The sequence below is a fragment of the Ilyobacter polytropus DSM 2926 genome, from assembly GCF_000165505.1.
In the GTDB taxonomy this organism is placed as follows: domain Bacteria; phylum Fusobacteriota; class Fusobacteriia; order Fusobacteriales; family Fusobacteriaceae; genus Ilyobacter; species Ilyobacter polytropus.
Genome location: NC_014632.1, coordinates 808,506 through 829,206, shown reverse-complemented (window position 1 = coordinate 829,206; position 20,701 = coordinate 808,506). Strand labels below are relative to the sequence as shown.

Genomic DNA, 20,701 nt, shown 5'->3' with positions numbered 1-20,701 from the left:
TAATAAAATCCAAAAATAAAAGCCACTGTTACAGAAATCTCATCTATAACAATGGCTTTATTTTTATCTTAATATAGTTCATATACTCAGTTACTTAGAGTTTTTTAGAAAAAATGTCTGAAAAAAAGTCTGGACTTTTTTTTCTTACTTTTCTCTCCGTCTTCATTCTCTTCGTCTTCTACTTGATCATCCTTATTCCCAAACATATTTTTGATTCCCCAGTAAAGATTATCAGTAAATCCGTCAGGAACCTGTCCCTTCTTGAAAAGAGCAGTTCTCTTATACTCTCTTGAAGGAGACCCCAATTCTCCGGTTCTCAGATCGATAGTTCTAGATACTAGAGTTTTGTTTTTTAGGTTTTCATTAATGAATCCAAAGTCTCCTGGAGTGTATACACCTCTGTTGATCATAGCCTGATAATATTCACCCCATAAAGGTGCAGCTATAGATCCTCCGCTTGCATATGATGGCATAGATGTATTATCATCATATCCTATATATACAGTAGTTGCATATTCCGGGGTTACACCTGCAAACCAAGCAGATTTGTTGTCATTTGTAGTTCCTGTCTTTCCACCCTGTTCTGCATATTTCCCATTTGCAGTTCTTACTCTTGCACGCCTTCCAGATCCATAACTTACAACATCTTTTAGCATATGTGTAATAAGTGATATATTTTCACTGTCTAAAACCTGTTTTTTCACTACAGACTGTTCATACAATACATTTCCATCTCTGTCTTCTATCTTTGTAATGAATATAGGCTGCACTGAATATCCTCCATTTGAAAAGGGAGCATAAGATGTTGCCAATTCCATAGGAGTAATACTCATAGTTCCTAAAGCTATAGAAAGATCTTTGGGTATATCTATGGAAACTCCTGTCTTTTTAAAATTACTTATAACACTTGATATACCAACTTCTTTTAAAAGTTTTACAGCTATTGTGTTTACAGAATTTTCAATGGCCTGGAGTATTGTTATCTCTCCATAACTTTTATTACCATAGTTTTTCGGCTGCCAGTCTCCGTATTTTTCAGCAGAGTCATCCCTCAATTCATTCATAGCTATTCCCTTTTCCAAGGCTGTATAATATACAAAAGGCTTGAATGCAGATCCAGGCTGTCTCTTGGCACTAATTGCCCTGTTAAAATTTCCTGAACGGAAATTTTTTCCACCTACAATACTTTTTACATAACCGGTTTCAGTGTCTATTGTTACAAGTGCTCCCTGAAGTTTTGAATTATTTGTAAAGGGTTTATAATTGTTAAAGGTCTCAAGGGCAATTTTTTGCATATCTGCATCAAGTCCTGTGTAGACCTTTAAGCCCCCTTCATAAACTGTTTTTTCGTCAAACATTTCAACTAATTCGTCTTCCACTATGTCTGTAAATTCAGGTGATTTAAAGTATCTTTTACTTCTTTTGTCCAATATTGCAGACACATACTTACTCTTTCCGCTGTTTTTAAGATCTTTTTCATAGACAAATTTATGATTCATAGCTCTCTCATACTCTAGCTCAGTTATGAACTCCTGCTTTAACATTAGTTTCAGAACCAGCTGACCTCTTTCTATGGCCTTATCCAAATTCTTTCTAGGGTCATATTTAGAAGGCCTGTTTGGAACACCTGCAAGAATAGCGACCTCAGCCAGATTTATTTTAGACACATCTTTATCAAATATCGACCTTGAAGCTTCTTTTATTCCATAGGATCCTGATCCAAAATATATTTCATTCAGATACTTTTCAAGGATCTCGTCTTTTTCATATCTTTTCTCTATTTCCAGAGTTATCAAGGCTTCTTTCACTTTTCTGAGAAAAGTTTTTTCATTGCTCAGAAATGCATTTTTTGCCAGCTGCTGGGTAATGGTACTTCCTCCCTGGACCGCTCTTCCCCTTGATAGATTTACCAAAACTGCTTTCCCTAGTCTTCTCATATCAAAGCCGTGATGAGTATAAAACCTTTTATCCTCTATAGCAATAACAGCATTTTTCATGTTTTCAGGAATCTCATCAATATGTATAGGTTCTCCCCTACGTTTGGTTATAAGATCCACCTGTTTCCCTTTGCTGTCATAGATTATTGTTGGCTCCGAGTCCTTATAGGATTTTACCAGTTCCTCTATATCCGGAAGGCTCCTATAGGCAGAAAACAGTAAAATTAGTCCCGTAGCAAAAGCCACTGCTGCACCGGCTCCGACAAATAAAAATAAATACTTGAATATTTTTTTCATAATAGTTTACACCTCTTAGTTTTTTTAAGTCTGTAGTTTTTATTTTACATTGTTTTTATTGTGCCATATTATTTCATATTTATGTGATGTAATTATGAAGCTTCTTTGATATAAGAGATTAATTATTCAGATTACTAATTCTCTAATAACATTATTCTTTATGGGGAAACTAATTTGATCAAGGTTTTTCTTTTGAAAAATACAGCTTTAAAAATATTGACTAAATACAATATTTAGTTTATAGTATTCTCAAATAAAAAAAATATTTTGATTTTTTGGCATATCTATGTCATTTTATTTTAGCCTCATATGTAACAGTTTACATATGAGTATGAAAATTATTACAAAGTGAAGAAAGGTGTTGATTTATGTCCAACATAAAAGAGGTTGCTAAATTGGCAAAAACTTCTACTGCCACAGTATCTAGAGTCATCAACAGATCTGGATATGTCAGTGATGAAATGAAGGCTAGGGTTCTCAAGGCAATCAATGAACTAGATTATAAACCACTGCAAAGAAACGTTGAAAACAGAAAAACACGAACATTAGCTTTGGTCGTTCCTGATATTGAAAACCCATTTTTTGCAAAATTAACCAAAGAAATAAGTGAAATTGCCAATACATTGGACTATAATATTCTGCTTATCAATTTGAGCGGACTAAAAAATGACGGAGGATCTTTTCTTCTAAATCTTATAGGAACAGGTATTGACGGGATTATTTATACATCATCCTTTCGTTTGGAAGATGTCATAAATAAAGCAAAGGAGATCAAAATTCCAATTGTAGTTTTAGACCGGGAACTTAAAAACATTCAGGTAGATTCAGTATCGGTAAATAATGAAAATGCAGCATATTTGGCAACAGAGTACCTGATCAAATTGGGACATAAAAAAATCGCTTTTATCGGCGGTACAGAAAATATGGAAATTTCCTTTTACAGACACAAGGGTTACAAAATGGCATTGGAAAAACACAAGCTAGATTATAATAAAAACATTGTAGAACACGGTGATTTCAGTTTGGAATCTGGATACAAGTCTATAAAAAAACTGATGAATTCGTCTAAAGATATTACCGGTATTGTAGCCGGAAATGACTTAATGGCAATAGGAGCCATAAATTATCTAAACTTTAAGGGATACAAGATACCTGAAGACATTTCAATTGTTGGTTTTGATGATATAGAGCTGGCTTCATCTATTACTCCGAAGCTTACAACAATTGCTTATCCACTTGTAAAAATGAGTAAACTTGCCATAGAAGCTGTAATACAAAGTATCTCAGGATCAGAAAGAGATTATATGAGCAGCTGTCTTTTTGCAAGACTCATTGAACGTGAATCTGCAGATTTTGTGAATAAAAAGAAAATATAAACTTTTATATTTAAATTTTAAACTGAAAAAGGAGATTTTTATGAAGAAAAAATGGCTCTATGCCCTGTTACTCCCCGGATTGATTCTGATAGTCTTGTTTTTACTGGTTCCATTAGTTTATACAACGAGCTCTACTGTCATTGATGGAAGTAAACTCACTTTAGAACGATATCTGGTTTTTTTTAAAGATGAGTATTACCTGAAGATATATAACAGGACTCTCAAAATAGCACTTATTACGGCAGTTATTTCTATGATACTGGGGACTCCAGTTGCTTATTTTATATCCCGAAGTAAAAAAAGCCTAAGGGGAATATTTATCGCCTGTACAGTTTTCCCTCTTCTGACCAATTCAGTTGTCCGGTCTTTTGCCTGGATGACGATTTTAGGTAAAAACGGAGTCTTCAACAATATATTTATGGCCCTACATCTAGTTGATAAACCGGTAAAACTTCTATATACAGAGTTTGCGATTATAATCGGTTCTGTTTATCTTTTTTTACCCCTCATGGTAGTTTCATTGGTAGGAGTCATGGAAAATATCGAAGATGATCTCCTAGAGGCTGCAGAAAGCCTCGGAGCAAATAAATTTACTGCTTTTTTTAAAGTTATATTCCCTTTAAGTATGCCAGGACTTATAGTGGGAAGTGTCCTTGTTTTTACCGGAGCCTTTACAGCATATACGACTCCTCAGCTTTTAGGTGGAAATCAAAATATGGTTTTAGCTACTCTTGTTTATCAACGGGCAATGACTTTGGGAGACTGGACCGGAGCCTCTGTTGTGGCTACAGTAATGATAATTACCACTCTGACTGTTATTGGAATTATAAATAAACTAGCCGGTAAATTAAATGAAAGGGGAGTTTAGTATGAAAAAGAATAAGTGGCTGACATTTTTTACTTTCTGTGTATATTTTTTCCTATTTGCCCCTATAGTTATTATCATAATGACGGCATTTGGTCCAGATGAGGTTATTGCTTTTCCACCAAAGGGATTTAGCCTTAAGTGGTTTAACAACATCTTTACATCAGATATGTTTATGAATACCTTTAAGATAAGTATTCAGATTGCAGTTATTGCTACAGTCATTGCACTGATTATCGGAATCCCAGCTGCCTATGCCATGAGCAGAAATGATTTCAAAGGAAAAAATGTTATTAAAAATTTGTTTTTCTCGTCAATTATAGTTCCTGGGATAGTTTTTGGTTTCTCACTTTTCAATTTTGTCATTATAAAACTGAGATTGCCTGTCTATACAAGCTTATTAATAGGACACACTATCGTTATACTGCCATATATTATAAGAGTTGTAGCTTCTAGTTTAGAGGGCTTTGACTATTCTATAGAAGAAGCGGCAGTGAGTTTAGGGGCGAGTAGATTAAAAACATTCTTCCTGGTTGTATTCCCAAATATAACATCAGGTGTCATAGCTGCCTTTATGCTGGCTTTCATAAATTCATTTAATAATGTTCCGATATCTATTTTCCTTACGGGACCTGGAGTAAGTACTCTTCCTATCAGAATGATGAGTTATGTTGAATATTATTACGATCCCACAATTTCAGCCTTGTCAGTTACATTGATGTTTATGACAATAGGAATTATGTTTATTGTGGAAAAAACATTAGGACTTAGTTATTTTTCAAAATAAAAAGCTGGAGGTTAGTATGTCACTGATAAATTTAAAGGATATTGTCGTTTCTTATGACGGCAGTACAAATATATTAAAAAACTTAAATATCGATATAGAAAAAGGACAACTGGTTTCTCTACTGGGACCAAGTGGATGCGGTAAGACTACCACCCTTAGGGTAATCGCAGGTTTTATAGATGCAAAAAGCGGTCAGTTTGTATTTGATGAAGATGATTACACACATATTCCTGTGCATAAAAGAAATTTTGGCTTGGTTTTTCAAAGTTATGCATTATTCCCACATCTCACTGTTTTTGATAATGTGGCATTTGGACTCAAGATGAAAAAGACAAATAAAAAAGATATAAAAGAAGATGTGGAAAAAATACTGAAGCTTGTTGACTTAGACGGTTTCGGTTCCCGTTATCCAAAGGAGCTTTCTGGTGGTCAGAGACAGAGGGTCGCACTTGCTAGAGCCTTGGTTATCAAACCAAAGTTGTTGTTATTAGATGAACCTCTCAGTAATCTGGATGCAAAATTAAGATTGAAAATGAGAGTGGAAATAAGAAGACTTCAGCAAAAGCTGGGTATTACAACAGTTTTTGTAACTCACGATCAGGAAGAATGTTTTTCCATATCAGATAAAGTAGCTGTAATGAATGCAGGTATAATAGAGCAATACGACACACCTGAAAAAATATACTCAAATCCTGCAAGTGAATTTGTGGCAAGGTTTGTAGGTTTTGAAAACTTTTTAGATCTGAGTAAAACCAGTGATAATTTATATGTTGCAAAATCAGGAATAAATTTTGCCAGTGACTACGACAGTGAGAATATATCTGTAAATGACAAAAAAGTAGGTACAATAAGACCAGATGATATTCAAATTCATGATTGTGAAACTACCAAGGAAAACAATACAATAGACGGAACTATAGAAGTCAGAACTTATCTGGGGAAGGAATATCAGTATTCTGTAAATACAGAGATAGGGAATATACTGGTAACTGCCGGCAATGATAAAAAATTTAGTAAGGGCAACAGGGTAAGGTTATACATGCCATCAAATAAATTAATATTAGTATAAAAAAAGGGAGGGATATTATGAAAAAATTATCGATTATTTTAACTTTAATACTGACACTGGCGGCTCTAACAGGGTGCGGAGGAAAAAAAGAAGTAGAAGAAGCAAAGGGTGATGCTCCAACTGAATTAGTTATTTCTACATGGGGATACAGTGAGGACTTGCTGTGGGAAAATGTTTTTACACCATTTGAAAAAGAAAACAATGTAAAAATAATTTTGGAAACAGGAAATAACTCAGAAAGACTGACAAAATTAAAGAGCAACCCTAACAGTAACATTGATATTATCTATTTGGCAGAGGCCTTTGCTCAAGAAGGTATAGAAGCCGGATTATTTGAAAAAATTGATTACAGCAAAATTCCTAATGCAGAAAATCTAGATAAAAAAGCAAAAAAATTAACAGAATCTGGGTACGGTCCTGCTTATACTTTAAATCGTGCAGCGATTGCCTATGATCCAAATAAAACAGGTTTTGAGATCAAATCATGGAACGACCTATGGAACTCTAGCTTAGAAGGAAAAATATCAATTCCTGATGTTACAACAACTTTTGGACCTGCTACTATGTATATTGCTTCTAATTATAAAAACACTGATATAAGCTCTGATAACGGAGATGCAGCTTTTAAAGCTCTAGAAGAATTAAAACCAAACCTGGTTAAAACTTATAGTAGATCATCAGACCTGGCAAATATGTTTGCTAACAATGAGATAGCTGCAGCTATCACTGCTGATTTTGCCTATGGAAGAGTCAAAGGCGGAGCACCAGATGTAATATTTGTAGATCCATCAGAAGGGGCATTTATAAACTTTAATACTATAAACATATTAAAATCTTCTAAGAACAAGGAATTAGCTACAAAGTTTATAAATTATGCACTAAGCAAAGAAGTTCAGAGCAGAACTGCCAAGGCACTGGGAGAATCCCCTGTGAATTCTCAGGTAGAATTGACTGAAGAAGAATCAGCAAGCCTGACTTATGGCGACGTAGTTGAAAAATCTAACACTGTTGATCATGCTTTTGTAAATTCAGTTAAATTTAAGTGGATAGATAGCTGGAACAGAACTTTAAACCAATAAATTACTTTGGTTAAACTATAGATTTATATATGAAAATTAAAGAGGGAGATTGTTATGGAGCTGGATTTAATAATAAAAAATGTACAGGTTTATAATTCTTATCTGAAAAAATTTATTCACGGAGATGTAGCCATATTAGATGGCAAGTTTTTATATATCGGAAACGTTTCTCAAGTGCAAGATGAAGAATTAAAAGCTAAAAAAGTTATTGACGGGCATTCTAAATATATGATCCCGGGACTTATAGATATTCATATGCATGTAGAAAGCTCTATGACAACTCCTTTTCAGTTTTCTCAGGGAGTTGTTCCCCACGGGGTTACCACGCTAGTTGCCGATCCTCACGAAATGGCAAATGTTTTTGGCGTGGACGGTATAAGAGAAATGATCAATAATTCTAAAAATAGTACCGTAGATTTTTTTTACGGCATCCCCAGTTCGGTACCCTCTACAAACAAGGAACTAGAAACCACAGGAGCCAGTATAAAGGCAGAAGATGTGGAAAAACTCCTGGATATAGAGGATGTATGCTGTCTGGGAGAGGTTATGAATTTCAAGGATTTAGTTGGTGATCAAGAGTCCACCATCAATAAAATAATTCAAAAAATAAAAAATAAAAAATCTCACATGAGAATAGAGGGGCACTGCCCAAAAATATCCGGTTTAGACTTGGCTAAATTTATTTATCAGGGAGTTGATGCTGATCATACTCAGCAAACACCGGCTTCTCTCGAGGAAAAAATTAAAAATGGAATGTTTATGGAGATTCAGGAAAAATCCATGACAGAAGAAAATATAAACTTTCTTGTTGAAAATGAGTTATATGAACATTTCTGTCTTGTGACAGACGATACTATGGCCGACAAACTTGTGAAAGGACATCTAAATAAGCTTGTAAAAAAGGCAATCAGTATGGGAGTTCCTAAAGAGATGGCAGTATACGTAAGCACATATACTCCTGCAAGGAGAATGCTATTAGACGACCGAGGAAGTATCGCTCCAGGAAAAATCGCAGATTTTGTACTTTTAGAAAGTATAGAGGAGTTTCATATTGAAAAAGTATATAAAAACGGTAAATTGATATTTGACGGTAAGGTGAAATACAAAGAATCAGAAAAAAAATTCCCAGAAAAATTTTATAACAGTATAAAATTAAATTTTTTAAAAGAAACAGATTTTCAAGTACAGGCTCCTATAGAAGGTGGTCTGGTGAAATGCAGAGCAATAGAAGTGATACCTGAAAGCACCTTTACAATCGAGAAAGAAACTACTCTCAATGTAGAAAATAATAAGTTACAGTGGGAAAAGTCTGATTATTGTCTGATATCGGTGTTTGACAGATACGGAAAAAGTAAAAATCAATCTTTTGGATTAGTGACGGGAAGTATAATAAAAAAAGGTGCCATTGCCACTAGCTATGCTCACGATCACCATAATCTTATGGTCATGGGTAGAAATGCAAAGGACATGGTAACTGCTTCTAACTGGATCATTGAAAACGGTGGAGGCTACTGTGTAATTAAGGACGGAAAGATTATTGCCGGTGTAGAGCTTCCTATAGGGGGTATCATATCAGATGAAAGAATCGATCTGCTGGCAGAAAAGGTAAAAACTGTAAGTGACTGCATGAGTAAATTGGGCTATGTTCATCACAATAAATTAATGTCTTTTAGTACTCTTTCTCTACCAGTTAGTCCAAGCCTAAAAATATCCGATAAAGGATTAATTGATGTTGTTAAACAGGAAATAGTCCCTTTATTTTACAAGGGTTTATAATAGATTATGAACAGGAGATAACTATATGGTTTCAATGATTATAAAAAATATCAATATCCTCACCATGAATAAAGATAAAGATATTATAGAAAATGGAGTCTTAGTAATCAAGGATAATCTTATATTTGATATCGGTGACAAAACTCTTCTAGCAAAATATTCATGTGATAATATTATTGACGGAAAAAACGGAATTATGATTCCTGGAATGATAAATACTCATACTCATACTTCTATGGTTGTATTTAGAAGTCTTGCAGACGATGTCCAGGACCGCCTTAAGAGGTACTTATTTCCTTTGGAAAAAATGCTGGTTGATAAGGAGTTGGTATATCTAGGAGCAAAATACGGAATTATGGAGATGCTCTTGGGCGGTGTAACTACTTTTACAGATATGTATTATTATGAAGACCAGGTTGCCAGGGCAGCAAAAGAGTTTGGTATAAGAGGGGTACTAGGAGAAACCATCGTTGATTTCCCTTCTCCCGACTCAAATGAACCCTATGGGGGACTTGAATATAGCAAATGGTTTATAGAAAAATGGATAGATGACAAACTCATAACTCCCGCAGTGGCTCCACATGCTATTTATACCAATGACACAGAGGCTTTACAAAAGACTGCTGAATTATCAAAAAAATATAACATCCCTATGATGATGCATGTTGCAGAGATGGACTATGAGTTTGAAGAATGTGAAAAAAAATATAATATGACGCCGGTAGAATATCTAGACAGTATAGGGGTACTTAGTGAAAGATTTATTTCTGCTCACTCAATACTGGTAACAGAAAAAGATATCGAATTACTGAACAAAAAAAGTGTTGGAATTTCACATAATATGGGAGCAAATTCCAAAGGCGCCAAAGGGGTTGCCCCAATTTCAGCTATGTATAAAAAAAATATGAAGATCGGTCTAGGAACAGACGGACCAATGAGTGGTAACACTTTAGATATTCTGACCCAGATGCCCTTGGTAGGAAAAATACACAAACTCTTTAATCAAGATCGTAGCATATTTCCCGCCAAAGAAATTTTGGAATTGGCCACAATAGGAGGTGCCAGAGTATTAAATTTAGATCATGAGATCGGTTCTATAGAAATTGGTAAAAAAGCAGATTTGGTTTTATTTGAAACAGATTCCATAAACATGCAGCCGATTTATGACTTTTATTCTGTTTTGGTATACTCTTCAAACCCTGGTAATGTTGATACAGTTATAGTTGATGGTGAAATCTTGGTAAAAAATAAAAAACTATTCCAAGAAAAAAATAATCCTGAAAAGATAATAGAAAATTTAAAATCCATTAAAAATAAGATACTAGAAACAGCAAATAAATTATAAATAATATTTATTATTCTGATTGCATTACCTATGATTTCACAGATAAATAAAAAAAGGAACTTAACAAAATAGATAGTTAGGTTCCTTTTTCAACTTATTTTTTTATCCATTTCAGAAGCTTTTCATAGTGCTTTTCACCGTCTTTAATCCCTAGATTATACAGTTCTTTTATTTTATTTAAATCTGTTTCCAATCTTGCAACATTCAATTTTTCATCTGGTCTGATCACATAGACATCACCTGATTTTTCAAGTTTTTCCAGTATTTTAATGGATTCATTATAGACCTTATGTCTGTTTATGAGGGCCGAGGCAACTTTGGGATATTTTCTGTAAAAAATCTTGGTCATGCCCCTATACCTGAGTGGCCTTTTCTCATAGGAGGTGTCCTGAGTCAAAATAGCAACGTGCTTACAGTTCCCGTCTTCTATAGATTTCTTGATGGGAATGGGACTGGCTATTCCTCCGTCAAGATAAGGCTCCCCCTCTATAAAGACCTCTTTTGAGATAAAAGGAAGACTTCCCGAAGCAATTAATATTTCCAAGACTTTTTCTTTACTCAGAAAATCCTCATTGGAAAAATAATCTGTTTTCCCGGTTCTGCAGTTAAAGGCCCCTATCTTGAAATCAACTTTGGAATTCATAAAAGCATGAAAATCAAAGGGAACCAGCTCATAGGCCATTTTTCTATAGGTAAAGTCTATATTTATATAGCTCCCTGTAGTCAACAGATATTTCAGACCCATATATCTCTTGTCATTTAGATATTTCATCTGGGTATAGAAATTTCTTTTCTTTTGTTTGGATACATATGAGGCTGGATATATTGCACCTGCAGATACTCCCACAGCATAGTTGAATTCCAGATTTTTCTCTAAGAAAAAATCTAAAACCCCTGCAGTATACATACCTCTCAAACCTCCTCCTTCAAGAACCAAACCTATACCTTTCACCTGAAAACCCTCCTTTTTTTATTTGTTTCTATTCGTGCAATTCTTGACCAAAAATTATTCCCGACTGCTCCCTCGCCTCTTCCAAAACATTTGCAACCTTCTGAGCAAGACGGTGGGAATTTCTTTTAGACTCTTTTTTACCCTTCATAGCAAGGGAAATAAACTCATCTATTTCATAACAGAGTAAATTTTCTTCCTGGTCCAATGTAAGATTCTCAATTGTACCGTCTCGTAAAACCAGCTTCACAGATCCTCCCCTTGAGATGTCATCAATGATTATATTCCCCAGATCTCCCTGTATCTCACTAGGAGCATCAGAATCTGTTATTTTTGAATAAGAAAGAACAGAGGTAGATGTTTTGTGCTTCAAGAGAAGGCTTCCCTCACCGTCAATTCCCGATGAAAGAATATTTGAGATACACTTTACCTCTTCCGGTTTTCCAAAGAGCTTGAGATCCACATACACAAGATATATCCCTATATCCATAAGGGCGCCTCCTCCGAATTTTGGATTAAAGGCATTTAAAATTTCTCCCTTTTTAAATTTATCATACCTTGAGGAATACTGACAATAATTTCCGTAAAATTTTCTCACCTTCCCTATCCTAGGAATATTTTCCTCTATAACCTTAAAATTCGGAAGGTATGTCGTTTTCATAGCCTCCATCAAAAGTACATTATTTTCCTGAGCTGTTTTTATCATTTTTTCTACTTCTTTAGAAGTTGTTCCCATTGCTTTCTCACACAGGACGTGCTTCCCGGCCTTCATTATCTCTATTGCCTGACTGCAGTGCAGAGAATTGGGACTTGCCACATAGACAGCATCTATCTCTTTGCTAGAAGCCATCTCACTTATATCTGTAAAGGTATTGTCTATACTGTGTTTTTCGGCAAAGGTCAGTGCTCGCTCTGATGTTCTCGAATAAACTGCCTTCACTTTAAAATTTGCAAGTTTTTTCCCCGCCTCTATAAAAGAATCTGTTATAAAATTAGTCCCTATTACTCCAAATCTAATCATAAACTCCTCCTCTAAAGTTATATTAAAACTGTATTAAAATTATAGTACAAATTTTAGGTAAAACTAAATTTTATTTGTATAGATCCTAGTTTGATTCAGTAAAAGTAAGTTCTTACTTAGCTATTGTCTGTTTTAAATTATTGAATTTCTCCGAAAGGCTGTGTTACTTTCTTTGGTTGCCCAAAGTACCCCAAGGGCATTTCCTCCCTTTGGTCAGGGCATAACCAAAAATCAAGGCCTGTGAAAAATAAGCTAAATACCTTCGGAAATCTAAGAAGAGTAATGAAACTCAGAAAACAAGTTTCTGAGAACCATAAAATATACTCGTGTAACTCGTTATTTTTTGGCTACTCGCTTTGCTCAGACAGTCGATTTTTTCTAAGGATTTCTCTACGGTTATTCTTAACGCTGATTTTGTCAATGGCAAGGGAAAAGAGACTGAAAACCTCTCGCAAAAGAAAGCATATATAGTTTGGTTTTAACTCTGTGAAACTCTCTATTTTTCTCCGCGCCCTCTATGGCCAAAAGGTTTTTCTTTATTCGTGTTAATTTTTTTGTATTTTATTAGTTTTCATTCGTGACAAAATCTTTTGACTTTAATATTCTTGTAAATTTCAGTAATTTATTTAGTAACACATCGAATTAAATATAAAACCAAATCAATGGTCAAAATAAAAAAAGGAAAGAGCAGGGATATGAAATCCTAACCTTCCTTTTCACCTTTGAAATTAACTATACTAAATTCTTGAATCAAGAATCCAGTCAGAACCGTCAGGTTTATAAACCTTTATTTTGGGAGTTATATACAAAGAGGAGATTATATCAATCCTACAGAATGACTCACCGTCGATTTTCACTAGTATAGAAGGGTGATCCTTGCTGTTAAATTCTTTCGGGTCTGATCCATCCATGTATGTTGTCCCATCTAATTTTATATTGTTTATCTTCCCCTCTGAGTCAATGTCAAAATCAACACTTGTACTGGCAATTAAACCAGAATATGTACCTGTATCACTTAAGCTTGACCTGGTAACATTTCCCACAGAATAAGTGTAATTTTCAGGAAGAGATTTATCACCATCCTCAGTCTCTATAGACTTTGAGCTCAGATCCAGTGTAATGGTTTTGCTCTCCCCCTCTTCAAATGCCTTGTTTGTTTCTACAAATATAGCCTTTGGGATGATAGACAGCATCTTATTATAATCATTTCTCTTTATGGCCTTTAACATAGATAGTCCTCCGATCCCTGTTACCACTAGTATTATGGCAACCACAATCACCAACTCTATCGCCGTATATCCCTTTTTTTTCATAGAACTATGCCTCCGGTAAAAATATAGTCTTTGTCTCACAGTAATCTTTTTAATAAAATATAAAAAATTCCAGCCTGGAAAAGATTATTCCAGGCTGTGAAATCTTAAATTATTCCTTGATATTTTCTATTACAAAATTATAACTGTCAATAAGGCTTGTCTTTATGTTTGTGTCTCTTGCTCTTGACTTATTATTTACCTTACTCTTCACAGCTATCCCGCTTTCGGCAGACACCCCTGTGTCTTCTATGAAAACTATAGTGTCTCCCCCTCCGGCAGTTCCATCTATAACCATTGACCACTGACCATTACCATTTTCCTTTTCAAAACTTGCTTTCATATCCCCTTCATAGGTATAGGTCTCATTATTTTTAATGGATACACCGTCTTCCGTTAAAACATTATCGGTCGTATCTTTTATATCTTTTGATGTAAAACGGATAGTAGTTATTTTCTCAAATTCAGTTGTCCCAGCCTTTGAATAACTTTTATTACCATCTTTATCTGTAACAATTGAATACAGGTTATAAGTATTGTCTTTGTCTTTGTCTTTGTCTTTATCGGTACTTACATCGCTATTTTTTTTCAAACCATATTCTGTACCACTTTCCAATTTCATATAAAACTCTTTATCATCGCTACTGTTAGGATTAATCCCTGTATAACCATTTAAGGTAACTTCTTCAGTAATTTCGGTTATATTTTTGTCCCCGGTATTTATAGGTAACAGGGACAGCCTCACATCATCTTTTATTTTTATTCCCGGATAGCTGCTATAACTTGCAAAGTTATCATATACCTCTGACAATGTGTCGGTACTATTAAACTCAGATTTTATAGTATCTACATCAGCATCTGGTAATACTAAAAAATAATACTTACCATCAAGTTTATACTTGGCCATCATTTTAAAAGTTCCTTCAGATCCAGCTTTCAGCGTCACAAGATAAAGTTTATCGTTTCCCATATATTTTTTATTCAATAAGTCTTTATCTTCGATAATTGTCACAGTTCCACTTTTGTCAACAGCATAATAACTCATACTACTATATGCGTCCTTTGGAACTACAAGATAAATACTTCTGGAGTATGCCATCCCGCTCAGTAAAATCAGAAACATCAAAAATACCATTATCCTCTTCATATCTTTCCCTCCTATACTTAATTATCCCATAATGTTATACACAGATTCTCCCAGTTTTTTTCGTAGATTCGTTTTCTCTCCCTATTGTTTTTCTATGGTCAAATTCATCACTGCTCCGTAAAAATCAACATCAGCCAAAGTTGTTCCCGAAGTTGTATCCAGATTAACAGTCTCTGTAGCCGTTATTACGAATTTCATACTGGGGATATCGCCATTCCCCTCTATTTCCACAGTTTTTTCAAAAGAAGCTTTTATATAAGTAGAATCTGTATCCAGCTCGTTTTCTATTTCAGTTTTAGTATTAGTACCGACGCTCACATCGACGCCATCTATCTCGATACTTTTAAGTTTATATCCCCCTATACTGAGCAGAGAAGTGTCCTCCCACAGCTTGGTTATCTTACTGGGAACCCCCCCAGACTGCCATATCCTGCTTTCTGCCTCGCCGTCCTCTACCACCTCGCTCATAATGAGCTTTTGAGATGCTGCTCCCGTTTCATTTCCATCATTATCAAGTTTATAATTCCAGTTAGAGTCAAAGTATTCAGATATACTGCTTAGCTGTATCCCAGGATATTCCTTATCATAAGTACCATCAGAAACATCAAAATATGAATTATCTCCGTTTTTTAGTTCATAATCATCGAAACCGCTGAGGTCTGTCCCGTACTTATCCAAGTCATAAAGTACGCCGGTTCTCACAAAATTTTCAGCCAAATAAGCCTCCTGATATATTATACTAGAAGCTATATCTATATCGTTTGTCAGCTGCTCTCCGGCTTTTTTATCCCCTGCCGTTTCGGACTTTTTCTGCCCTATATAATATATATTCAGTGACATGGCCGTAAAAAATCCAAGTAGTAAGACGGTAAGTATTATAGCCGATCCCTTTTTTTTCATAAATCCACCCCTATATTTTCAGGTCTATTCTGCTCACAGCAGACTCCCTTATAGAATCTTTGATTTTCCCTTCAAATTCTCCCACATCTAAATCTATAGAAAAAGTAACTACTCCCTCTGAACTCAGTTCAAAGCTTGCACTCGATACATTTTCCATCAAGACCTCTTCAGCCACTAAACCGAAGTCAGTAGCATCTTCGTCTACCTCTGTGTATATAAGTTGACCTTTTTGATTTTCATCCTCTTTAAAAACAAAAAATGCATATTTTGAACCGCTTTCACTTGGTATCTCTACGAAAAGTACATTGCCTTCTTTGTCGTCATCCTTCTTTTTTAGATCATCATAGTAGAGATCGCTGAAATTTACAAAATCCGTTTCCGTTTCAAATACTTTAGAGTATCCTACTCCATCGATTGTTTTTTCACTACCGTCACTTTTAGTGTAGGTCAGCTTCTCATTTTCTCTGGTATTTTTTCCAGACCTCACCTGTTTTTTTATAAATTTGCTCACTACGGCAAACTCTCTGTCCACCTCATTCTGGACTCTTATTCTTTCATTTACCATCCCGAAGCTCTTTACAAGTGGTGCTGTAAGGAGAAACACCAATCCTATTATAGCTCCAACTATTATCATCTCTATGAGGTTAAAGCCTTTTCTTTTCATTACAACGCCCCTTATTTTCTGTTTTCTATAGGTGCCAAGATGAAATTTTGGCCGTATGTTTTCTCTCCGGAACCATTTTTTAGTGATTCATATTTCAAAGTAACCCTGCCGTATATAAACTGTTCCTCTGAAAGACCACTGCTTCCAAACAAAACATTAGATGCCACACTAGTAACAGGGTTGGTATAAGTTTCAGTCGTATCCAAAACCAGGTCTGATTTCATGACTGATATGGTAAGTTCTGCATCCTCCAGGTCTATTCCACGGCCTTCCAGGTCAAAAGAACTGCCCAAGATCTCATTACTTTTATTATTATCAGAGTCTATCTGAACAGAACCACTGGCTATTTTATATGTATCTGTGCCCCAATAATTTTTTGCAAGAATAGTGTCATAGCCTTCAGATTTTATATAATCTATAACAGTGGTAGTTATACGTGCCGCCTCCTCTATCTCGTTAGACCTTCTGTCTATACTAAGTGAACTAATTGTGAAGTTAGTTATCGGCACTATCCCTATCAAAAATATTACTATAGCAATAAGACACTCTATAAGCACAGAACCCTTTTTATTCATAAAAAACATCCCCTTTAAAAAACATATACTCAATGGTATACTTTTTTTCCTTTTTTTTCAACAAAATAAGCCAAAATAAATCAACTGGCAAAATAAAAAAGGAAGAGCAGGATTTTTAATCTTGTTCTTCCTTTTTTGTTTTGAATTCAAATATTAAATCCTTGAATCAAGAATCCACTTATCCGGGTCTTTCATATCCTCTATAGTCGAATCAGCACCATCTGGCCTATAAACCTTTACCTTCGGAGTTATATGCAAAGAGGAGATTATATCGATTCTGCAAAATGGCTCACCGTCGCTTTCCACCAGTATAGAGGGGTGGTATTTGCTGTAAAACCCTGAATCTTCAGAAGAATCATCACCGTCATAATAGACAGAATTGATCTTACCCTCATCATCTACCTCAAATTCAACCTCTGAATGAGAATCTGTAAGTTTCTCAGTTACATCTGTGCTAGAAGAAGATTCCCCTATACTCCAGTCATCATCCCTGGTTACAGAGTACACAGAATAAGTATAATTTTCCGGAAGATATTTCTCCCCCTCCTCTGCCTCTATAAACTTTGAAGTCAAATCTAATGTGATGATTTTTTCCTCTCCCTCTTCAAAGGCCTTGTTTGTTTCTACAAATATAGCCTTGGGGATTATAGATATCATCTCATTATAATCATTTCTCTTTATAGACTCTATAACAGAAAGTCCTCCTATCCATGCAAGGACCAGAAGTATTGCTATCGCAACCACAAATTCTATAGCAGTATATCCCTTTTTTTTCATCTGCTTTCCACCCCAAGTTTTTTTACAATAAATTTTATCCAACCTTCAATAAGAACAGACTTAAAATTTAAACTACTTTCAACTGAGAAACTAAAATTAACCCAAGTTGCCCTTTTATTTCAAATCAAACTATTGAATTTCTCAGAAAAACTGTGTTACTTTTACTCTGCGAAACTCTCTTTTCCTCTGCGCAACATACACTTTTATGATGCTCTGTGGCAAAAATCTTTTATCCTTATTCGTGATAATTTTTTATCTTTTATAGATTTTCATTCGTGACAAAATCCTTTGACTCTAGTATTCTTGTAAATTCAGTAATTTATCAGAAATTATTTCAAGTAGCAGCTTAAGTTGATTATTCTTCTATATTTTTTATTATGAAATTGTCGCTATCAATAAGGCTTGTCTTTATATTTGTATCCCTTGATTTTGATTTATCAGATGCTTTACTCGTCGCATCTATTTCCCTTTCAGCAGTGACTCCTATGTCATCTATAAGTACCACGGTGTCTCCTTCAGGTATAATCTCCATCCAGTAACTACCCTGACCTGAATTATATGCATAAAGATCTAGAACCATTTCACCAGTTAATGTATATGTTTCATTTCCATCATTTTTACCGTCATAAGTGAATGTCGAACTATTTGTATTTTTTGCTCTAAATTGTGCATAAGTGACTGTGACAGTATAATGATCATTGCCGTCATCGTCAGTGTAAGAGTATGTTAGGGGGTCTGATATAGTTTTTAGGTCTGTATATACCGTCTCTGTTTCACTGTCTTTTTCTTTAATAGTAAATGTTGTTGAATTATTAGGACTTATTCCAGCATAACCATTTACTGCTACATTATTATACGTTTCATCGTCATCACTGAGATAGACTTCATCTACTATACCATCAGTAAACTCTGTAAATTCATCTGTTACGGGGATCATCGAAAGTCTCACATCATCCTGTATTTTTATCCCTGGATAATCATCAAAGCTGCCAAATACATTATAGACTTCAGAAGGGGAATTAGTGCTTACAAAGTTAGTTTCGAGAATTTCTAAATTGTCATCACTTTCTGTATCTGTATTCGATGATATCAAAAAATAATACTTATCATTTAACTTATACTTGGCCATCAGCTTAAATGTATCTGATGTACTAGCGTCTAGAGTCACCAACTTAAGGTTTGAATTTCCCAGGTATGATGTTGTTTCCGTTGAAGCTGTTATAGTTACCTCGGCTTCGTATTCATCCACGGCATAATAGCTCAAAGTTCCTGCATCTGCAGGTACTATCAGATAAACTGTCCTTGTTTCAGAATAGGCCATCCCACTCACCAAAATCAAAAACATCAAAAATATCATTACCCTCTTCATATTTCCCCCTATACTCAACAATCCAAAGTGCTATAAAAAATCCCATGTCTTCCTTTAAAAGATGATCCGCCTTTCACCCTAATCTATCTTTTCTATGGCTAAACTCATCTCTGCTCCAGAATATTCCTCCTCATCATCTGAATTTGTACTTACATTTACAGTCTCTGTAGCCGTTATGAGAAAAGTCATACTGGAAATCTCATCGTCATTTCCCACAATTTTCACTGTTTTTTCAAAGACAGCTGTTCTTTCTGTACCGTTATCTGTTTTACTGATTAGCTTATATCCCCCTATACTTAGAAGGTCAGAATCATCCCAAAGCTTGGTTATCTTGCTAGGAACTTCCCCAGTCTGCCATATCCTGCTTTTTACCTCTCCGTCCTCTACCTCCTCACTTATAATTATATTCTGGGAGGTTGAATCATCCTTTGTATAATCCCAGTTAGAGTCAAAGTATTCTGAAATATCATTGAGCTGTATCCCACAATAAGTATATGAATATGTCCATTCACCTGAATCAGAATCATAATCTAAATAGATCTCATCCTCATCGGGCTCTGTGTAGTCGTCTGTATCACCTAAGCTGGCAGGATGATCAGGGTCATATACGACTCCCTTTCTCACAAAATTCTCTGCAAGATAGGCCTCCTGATATATTATACTAGAAGCTATATCTATCTCATTGGTACGCTGCTCACCACCTTTTTTATCCCCTGCGTTTTCCGCCTTTTTCTGACTTATATAGTATATATTCATGGACATTGCCGTAAAAAACCCAAGTAACAGTACCGCTAGTATTAAAGATGATCCTTTTCTCTTCATATTTTTCACCCCTATATATCCAGGTCTATCCTGCTCACAGCAGACTCCCTTATAGAATCTTTGATTTTCCCTTCATAATCTCCCACGTCTAAATCAATTGAAAAAATAACTACCCCATCTGTGCTAAGTTCAAAGCTTCCATCTGATATATTTTCCATGAGTATCTCTTCTGTGCTGTCATCAAAATCTTCTATGTATCTTAACTGGCTATCTTCAAAAAACAAAAACACCAGCTTAGAATCATCGTCTGAGCCATCCTCAGAGTCTTCATAGGGGATTTCTAAAAATAATACCGAACCTGTGCTAAGAGCACTTATCGTGCCTGTATCTTCATCTAGTTCTGTTTCAAGGATTAAATCACTAAAACTATCAAAATCCTCTCCATTTAAATTAAAAATTGCAGCGTATTTTACGTCTACATCTAGAGATTTTGATGTCCTCCTTGCAGATCTCACCTCTTCTTTTATGAATTTACTGACTACTGCAAACTCCCTGTCCACCTCGTTTTGGACTCTTATTCTTTCGTTTACCATTCCAAAGCTTTTTACAAGAGGAGCTGTCAGTGAAAACACTATCCCTATTATTGCTACTACTATTATCATCTCTATGATATTAAAACCTTTTCTTTTCATGACA

The 20,701-nt window shown here is 35.1% G+C and carries 19 protein-coding genes; 7 read left to right on the top strand and 12 right to left on the bottom strand.

Translation table 11 applies throughout. The annotated features are described in order from the left end of the window. Positions 1-104: 104 nt before the first annotated feature. On the bottom strand, positions 105-2,234 hold the full coding sequence (locus ILYOP_RS03730; protein ID WP_013387186.1) for a transglycosylase domain-containing protein: 2,130 nt from the start codon (positions 2,232-2,234) through the stop codon (positions 105-107). Positions 2,235-2,602: 368 nt separating this feature from the next. Here ILYOP_RS03730 and ILYOP_RS03725 point away from each other — a divergent pair, with 368 nt between their 5' ends. From ILYOP_RS03725 to ILYOP_RS03695, 7 genes are read left to right on the top strand one after another with little or no spacing between them, the layout of a single operon-like run. Beyond that, positions 2,603-3,610, top strand: coding sequence for a LacI family DNA-binding transcriptional regulator (locus tag ILYOP_RS03725; RefSeq protein ID WP_013387185.1), 1,008 nt, complete (start codon positions 2,603-2,605; stop codon positions 3,608-3,610). A 40-nt stretch (positions 3,611-3,650) separates the two neighbouring features. After that, a complete protein-coding gene (locus tag ILYOP_RS03720) occupies positions 3,651-4,478 on the top strand; it encodes an ABC transporter permease (RefSeq protein ID WP_013387184.1) in 828 nt (275 codons plus the stop codon). A 1-nt stretch (position 4,479) separates the two neighbouring features. Beyond that, the gene (locus ILYOP_RS03715; RefSeq protein WP_013387183.1) at positions 4,480-5,262 is read left to right on the top strand and encodes an ABC transporter permease; all 783 of its coding nucleotides are present in this window, start codon (positions 4,480-4,482) and stop codon (positions 5,260-5,262) included. A gap of 16 nt (positions 5,263-5,278) precedes the next feature. Beyond that, entirely contained in the window at positions 5,279-6,331 is a 1,053-nt protein-coding gene (locus ILYOP_RS03710; RefSeq protein ID WP_013387182.1) for an ABC transporter ATP-binding protein, read from the top strand. 17 nt (positions 6,332-6,348) lie between these two features. Next, positions 6,349-7,410, top strand: a complete 1,062-nt coding sequence (locus ILYOP_RS03705) for an ABC transporter substrate-binding protein (RefSeq protein WP_013387181.1) — start codon at positions 6,349-6,351, stop codon at positions 7,408-7,410. Between the two features lie 54 nt (positions 7,411-7,464). Beyond that, on the top strand, positions 7,465-9,186 hold the full coding sequence (locus ILYOP_RS03700) for an adenine deaminase (protein WP_013387180.1): 1,722 nt from the start codon (positions 7,465-7,467) through the stop codon (positions 9,184-9,186). A gap of 25 nt (positions 9,187-9,211) precedes the next feature. Continuing rightward, on the top strand, positions 9,212-10,531 hold the full coding sequence (locus ILYOP_RS03695) for an amidohydrolase (protein ID WP_013387179.1): 1,320 nt from the start codon (positions 9,212-9,214) through the stop codon (positions 10,529-10,531). 94 nt (positions 10,532-10,625) lie between these two features. Here ILYOP_RS03695 and ILYOP_RS03690 read toward each other — a convergent pair whose 3' ends face one another. The 11 genes from ILYOP_RS03690 to ILYOP_RS03640 all read right to left on the bottom strand — a co-directional run bounded on the left by ILYOP_RS03690 (position 10,626) and on the right by ILYOP_RS03640 (position 20,697). Further along, complete coding sequence (locus ILYOP_RS03690) at positions 10,626-11,483, bottom strand: patatin-like phospholipase family protein (protein ID WP_013387178.1); 858 nt, start codon at positions 11,481-11,483, stop codon at positions 10,626-10,628. Between the two features lie 28 nt (positions 11,484-11,511). After that, positions 11,512-12,501 (bottom strand): Gfo/Idh/MocA family protein, encoded by a 990-nt coding sequence (locus ILYOP_RS03685; RefSeq protein ID WP_013387177.1) that lies wholly within the window; start codon positions 12,499-12,501, stop codon positions 11,512-11,514. 737 nt (positions 12,502-13,238) lie between these two features. Then, entirely contained in the window at positions 13,239-13,814 is a 576-nt protein-coding gene (locus tag ILYOP_RS03680) for a prepilin-type N-terminal cleavage/methylation domain-containing protein (protein WP_013387176.1), read from the bottom strand. A gap of 109 nt (positions 13,815-13,923) precedes the next feature. Beyond that, the gene (locus ILYOP_RS03675) at positions 13,924-14,958 is read right to left on the bottom strand and encodes a hypothetical protein (protein WP_013387175.1); all 1,035 of its coding nucleotides are present in this window, start codon (positions 14,956-14,958) and stop codon (positions 13,924-13,926) included. A gap of 81 nt (positions 14,959-15,039) precedes the next feature. Beyond that, positions 15,040-15,858, bottom strand: a complete 819-nt coding sequence (locus ILYOP_RS03670) for a hypothetical protein (RefSeq protein ID WP_013387174.1) — start codon at positions 15,856-15,858, stop codon at positions 15,040-15,042. A gap of 10 nt (positions 15,859-15,868) precedes the next feature. Then, positions 15,869-16,522 (bottom strand): pilus assembly FimT family protein, encoded by a 654-nt coding sequence (locus ILYOP_RS03665; protein ID WP_013387173.1) that lies wholly within the window; start codon positions 16,520-16,522, stop codon positions 15,869-15,871. Positions 16,523-16,533: 11 nt separating this feature from the next. After that, complete coding sequence (locus ILYOP_RS03660; protein WP_013387172.1) at positions 16,534-17,097, bottom strand: type IV pilus modification PilV family protein; 564 nt, start codon at positions 17,095-17,097, stop codon at positions 16,534-16,536. A 153-nt stretch (positions 17,098-17,250) separates the two neighbouring features. Then, the gene (locus ILYOP_RS03655) at positions 17,251-17,874 is read right to left on the bottom strand and encodes a prepilin-type N-terminal cleavage/methylation domain-containing protein (protein WP_013387171.1); all 624 of its coding nucleotides are present in this window, start codon (positions 17,872-17,874) and stop codon (positions 17,251-17,253) included. A 355-nt stretch (positions 17,875-18,229) separates the two neighbouring features. Continuing rightward, positions 18,230-19,243 (bottom strand): hypothetical protein, encoded by a 1,014-nt coding sequence (locus ILYOP_RS03650; protein WP_013387170.1) that lies wholly within the window; start codon positions 19,241-19,243, stop codon positions 18,230-18,232. A 78-nt stretch (positions 19,244-19,321) separates the two neighbouring features. Continuing rightward, the gene (locus ILYOP_RS03645) at positions 19,322-20,065 is read right to left on the bottom strand and encodes a hypothetical protein (RefSeq protein ID WP_013387169.1); all 744 of its coding nucleotides are present in this window, start codon (positions 20,063-20,065) and stop codon (positions 19,322-19,324) included. An 11-nt stretch (positions 20,066-20,076) separates the two neighbouring features. Continuing rightward, the gene (locus ILYOP_RS03640) at positions 20,077-20,697 is read right to left on the bottom strand and encodes a prepilin-type N-terminal cleavage/methylation domain-containing protein (protein WP_013387168.1); all 621 of its coding nucleotides are present in this window, start codon (positions 20,695-20,697) and stop codon (positions 20,077-20,079) included. Positions 20,698-20,701 lie beyond the last annotated feature (4 nt).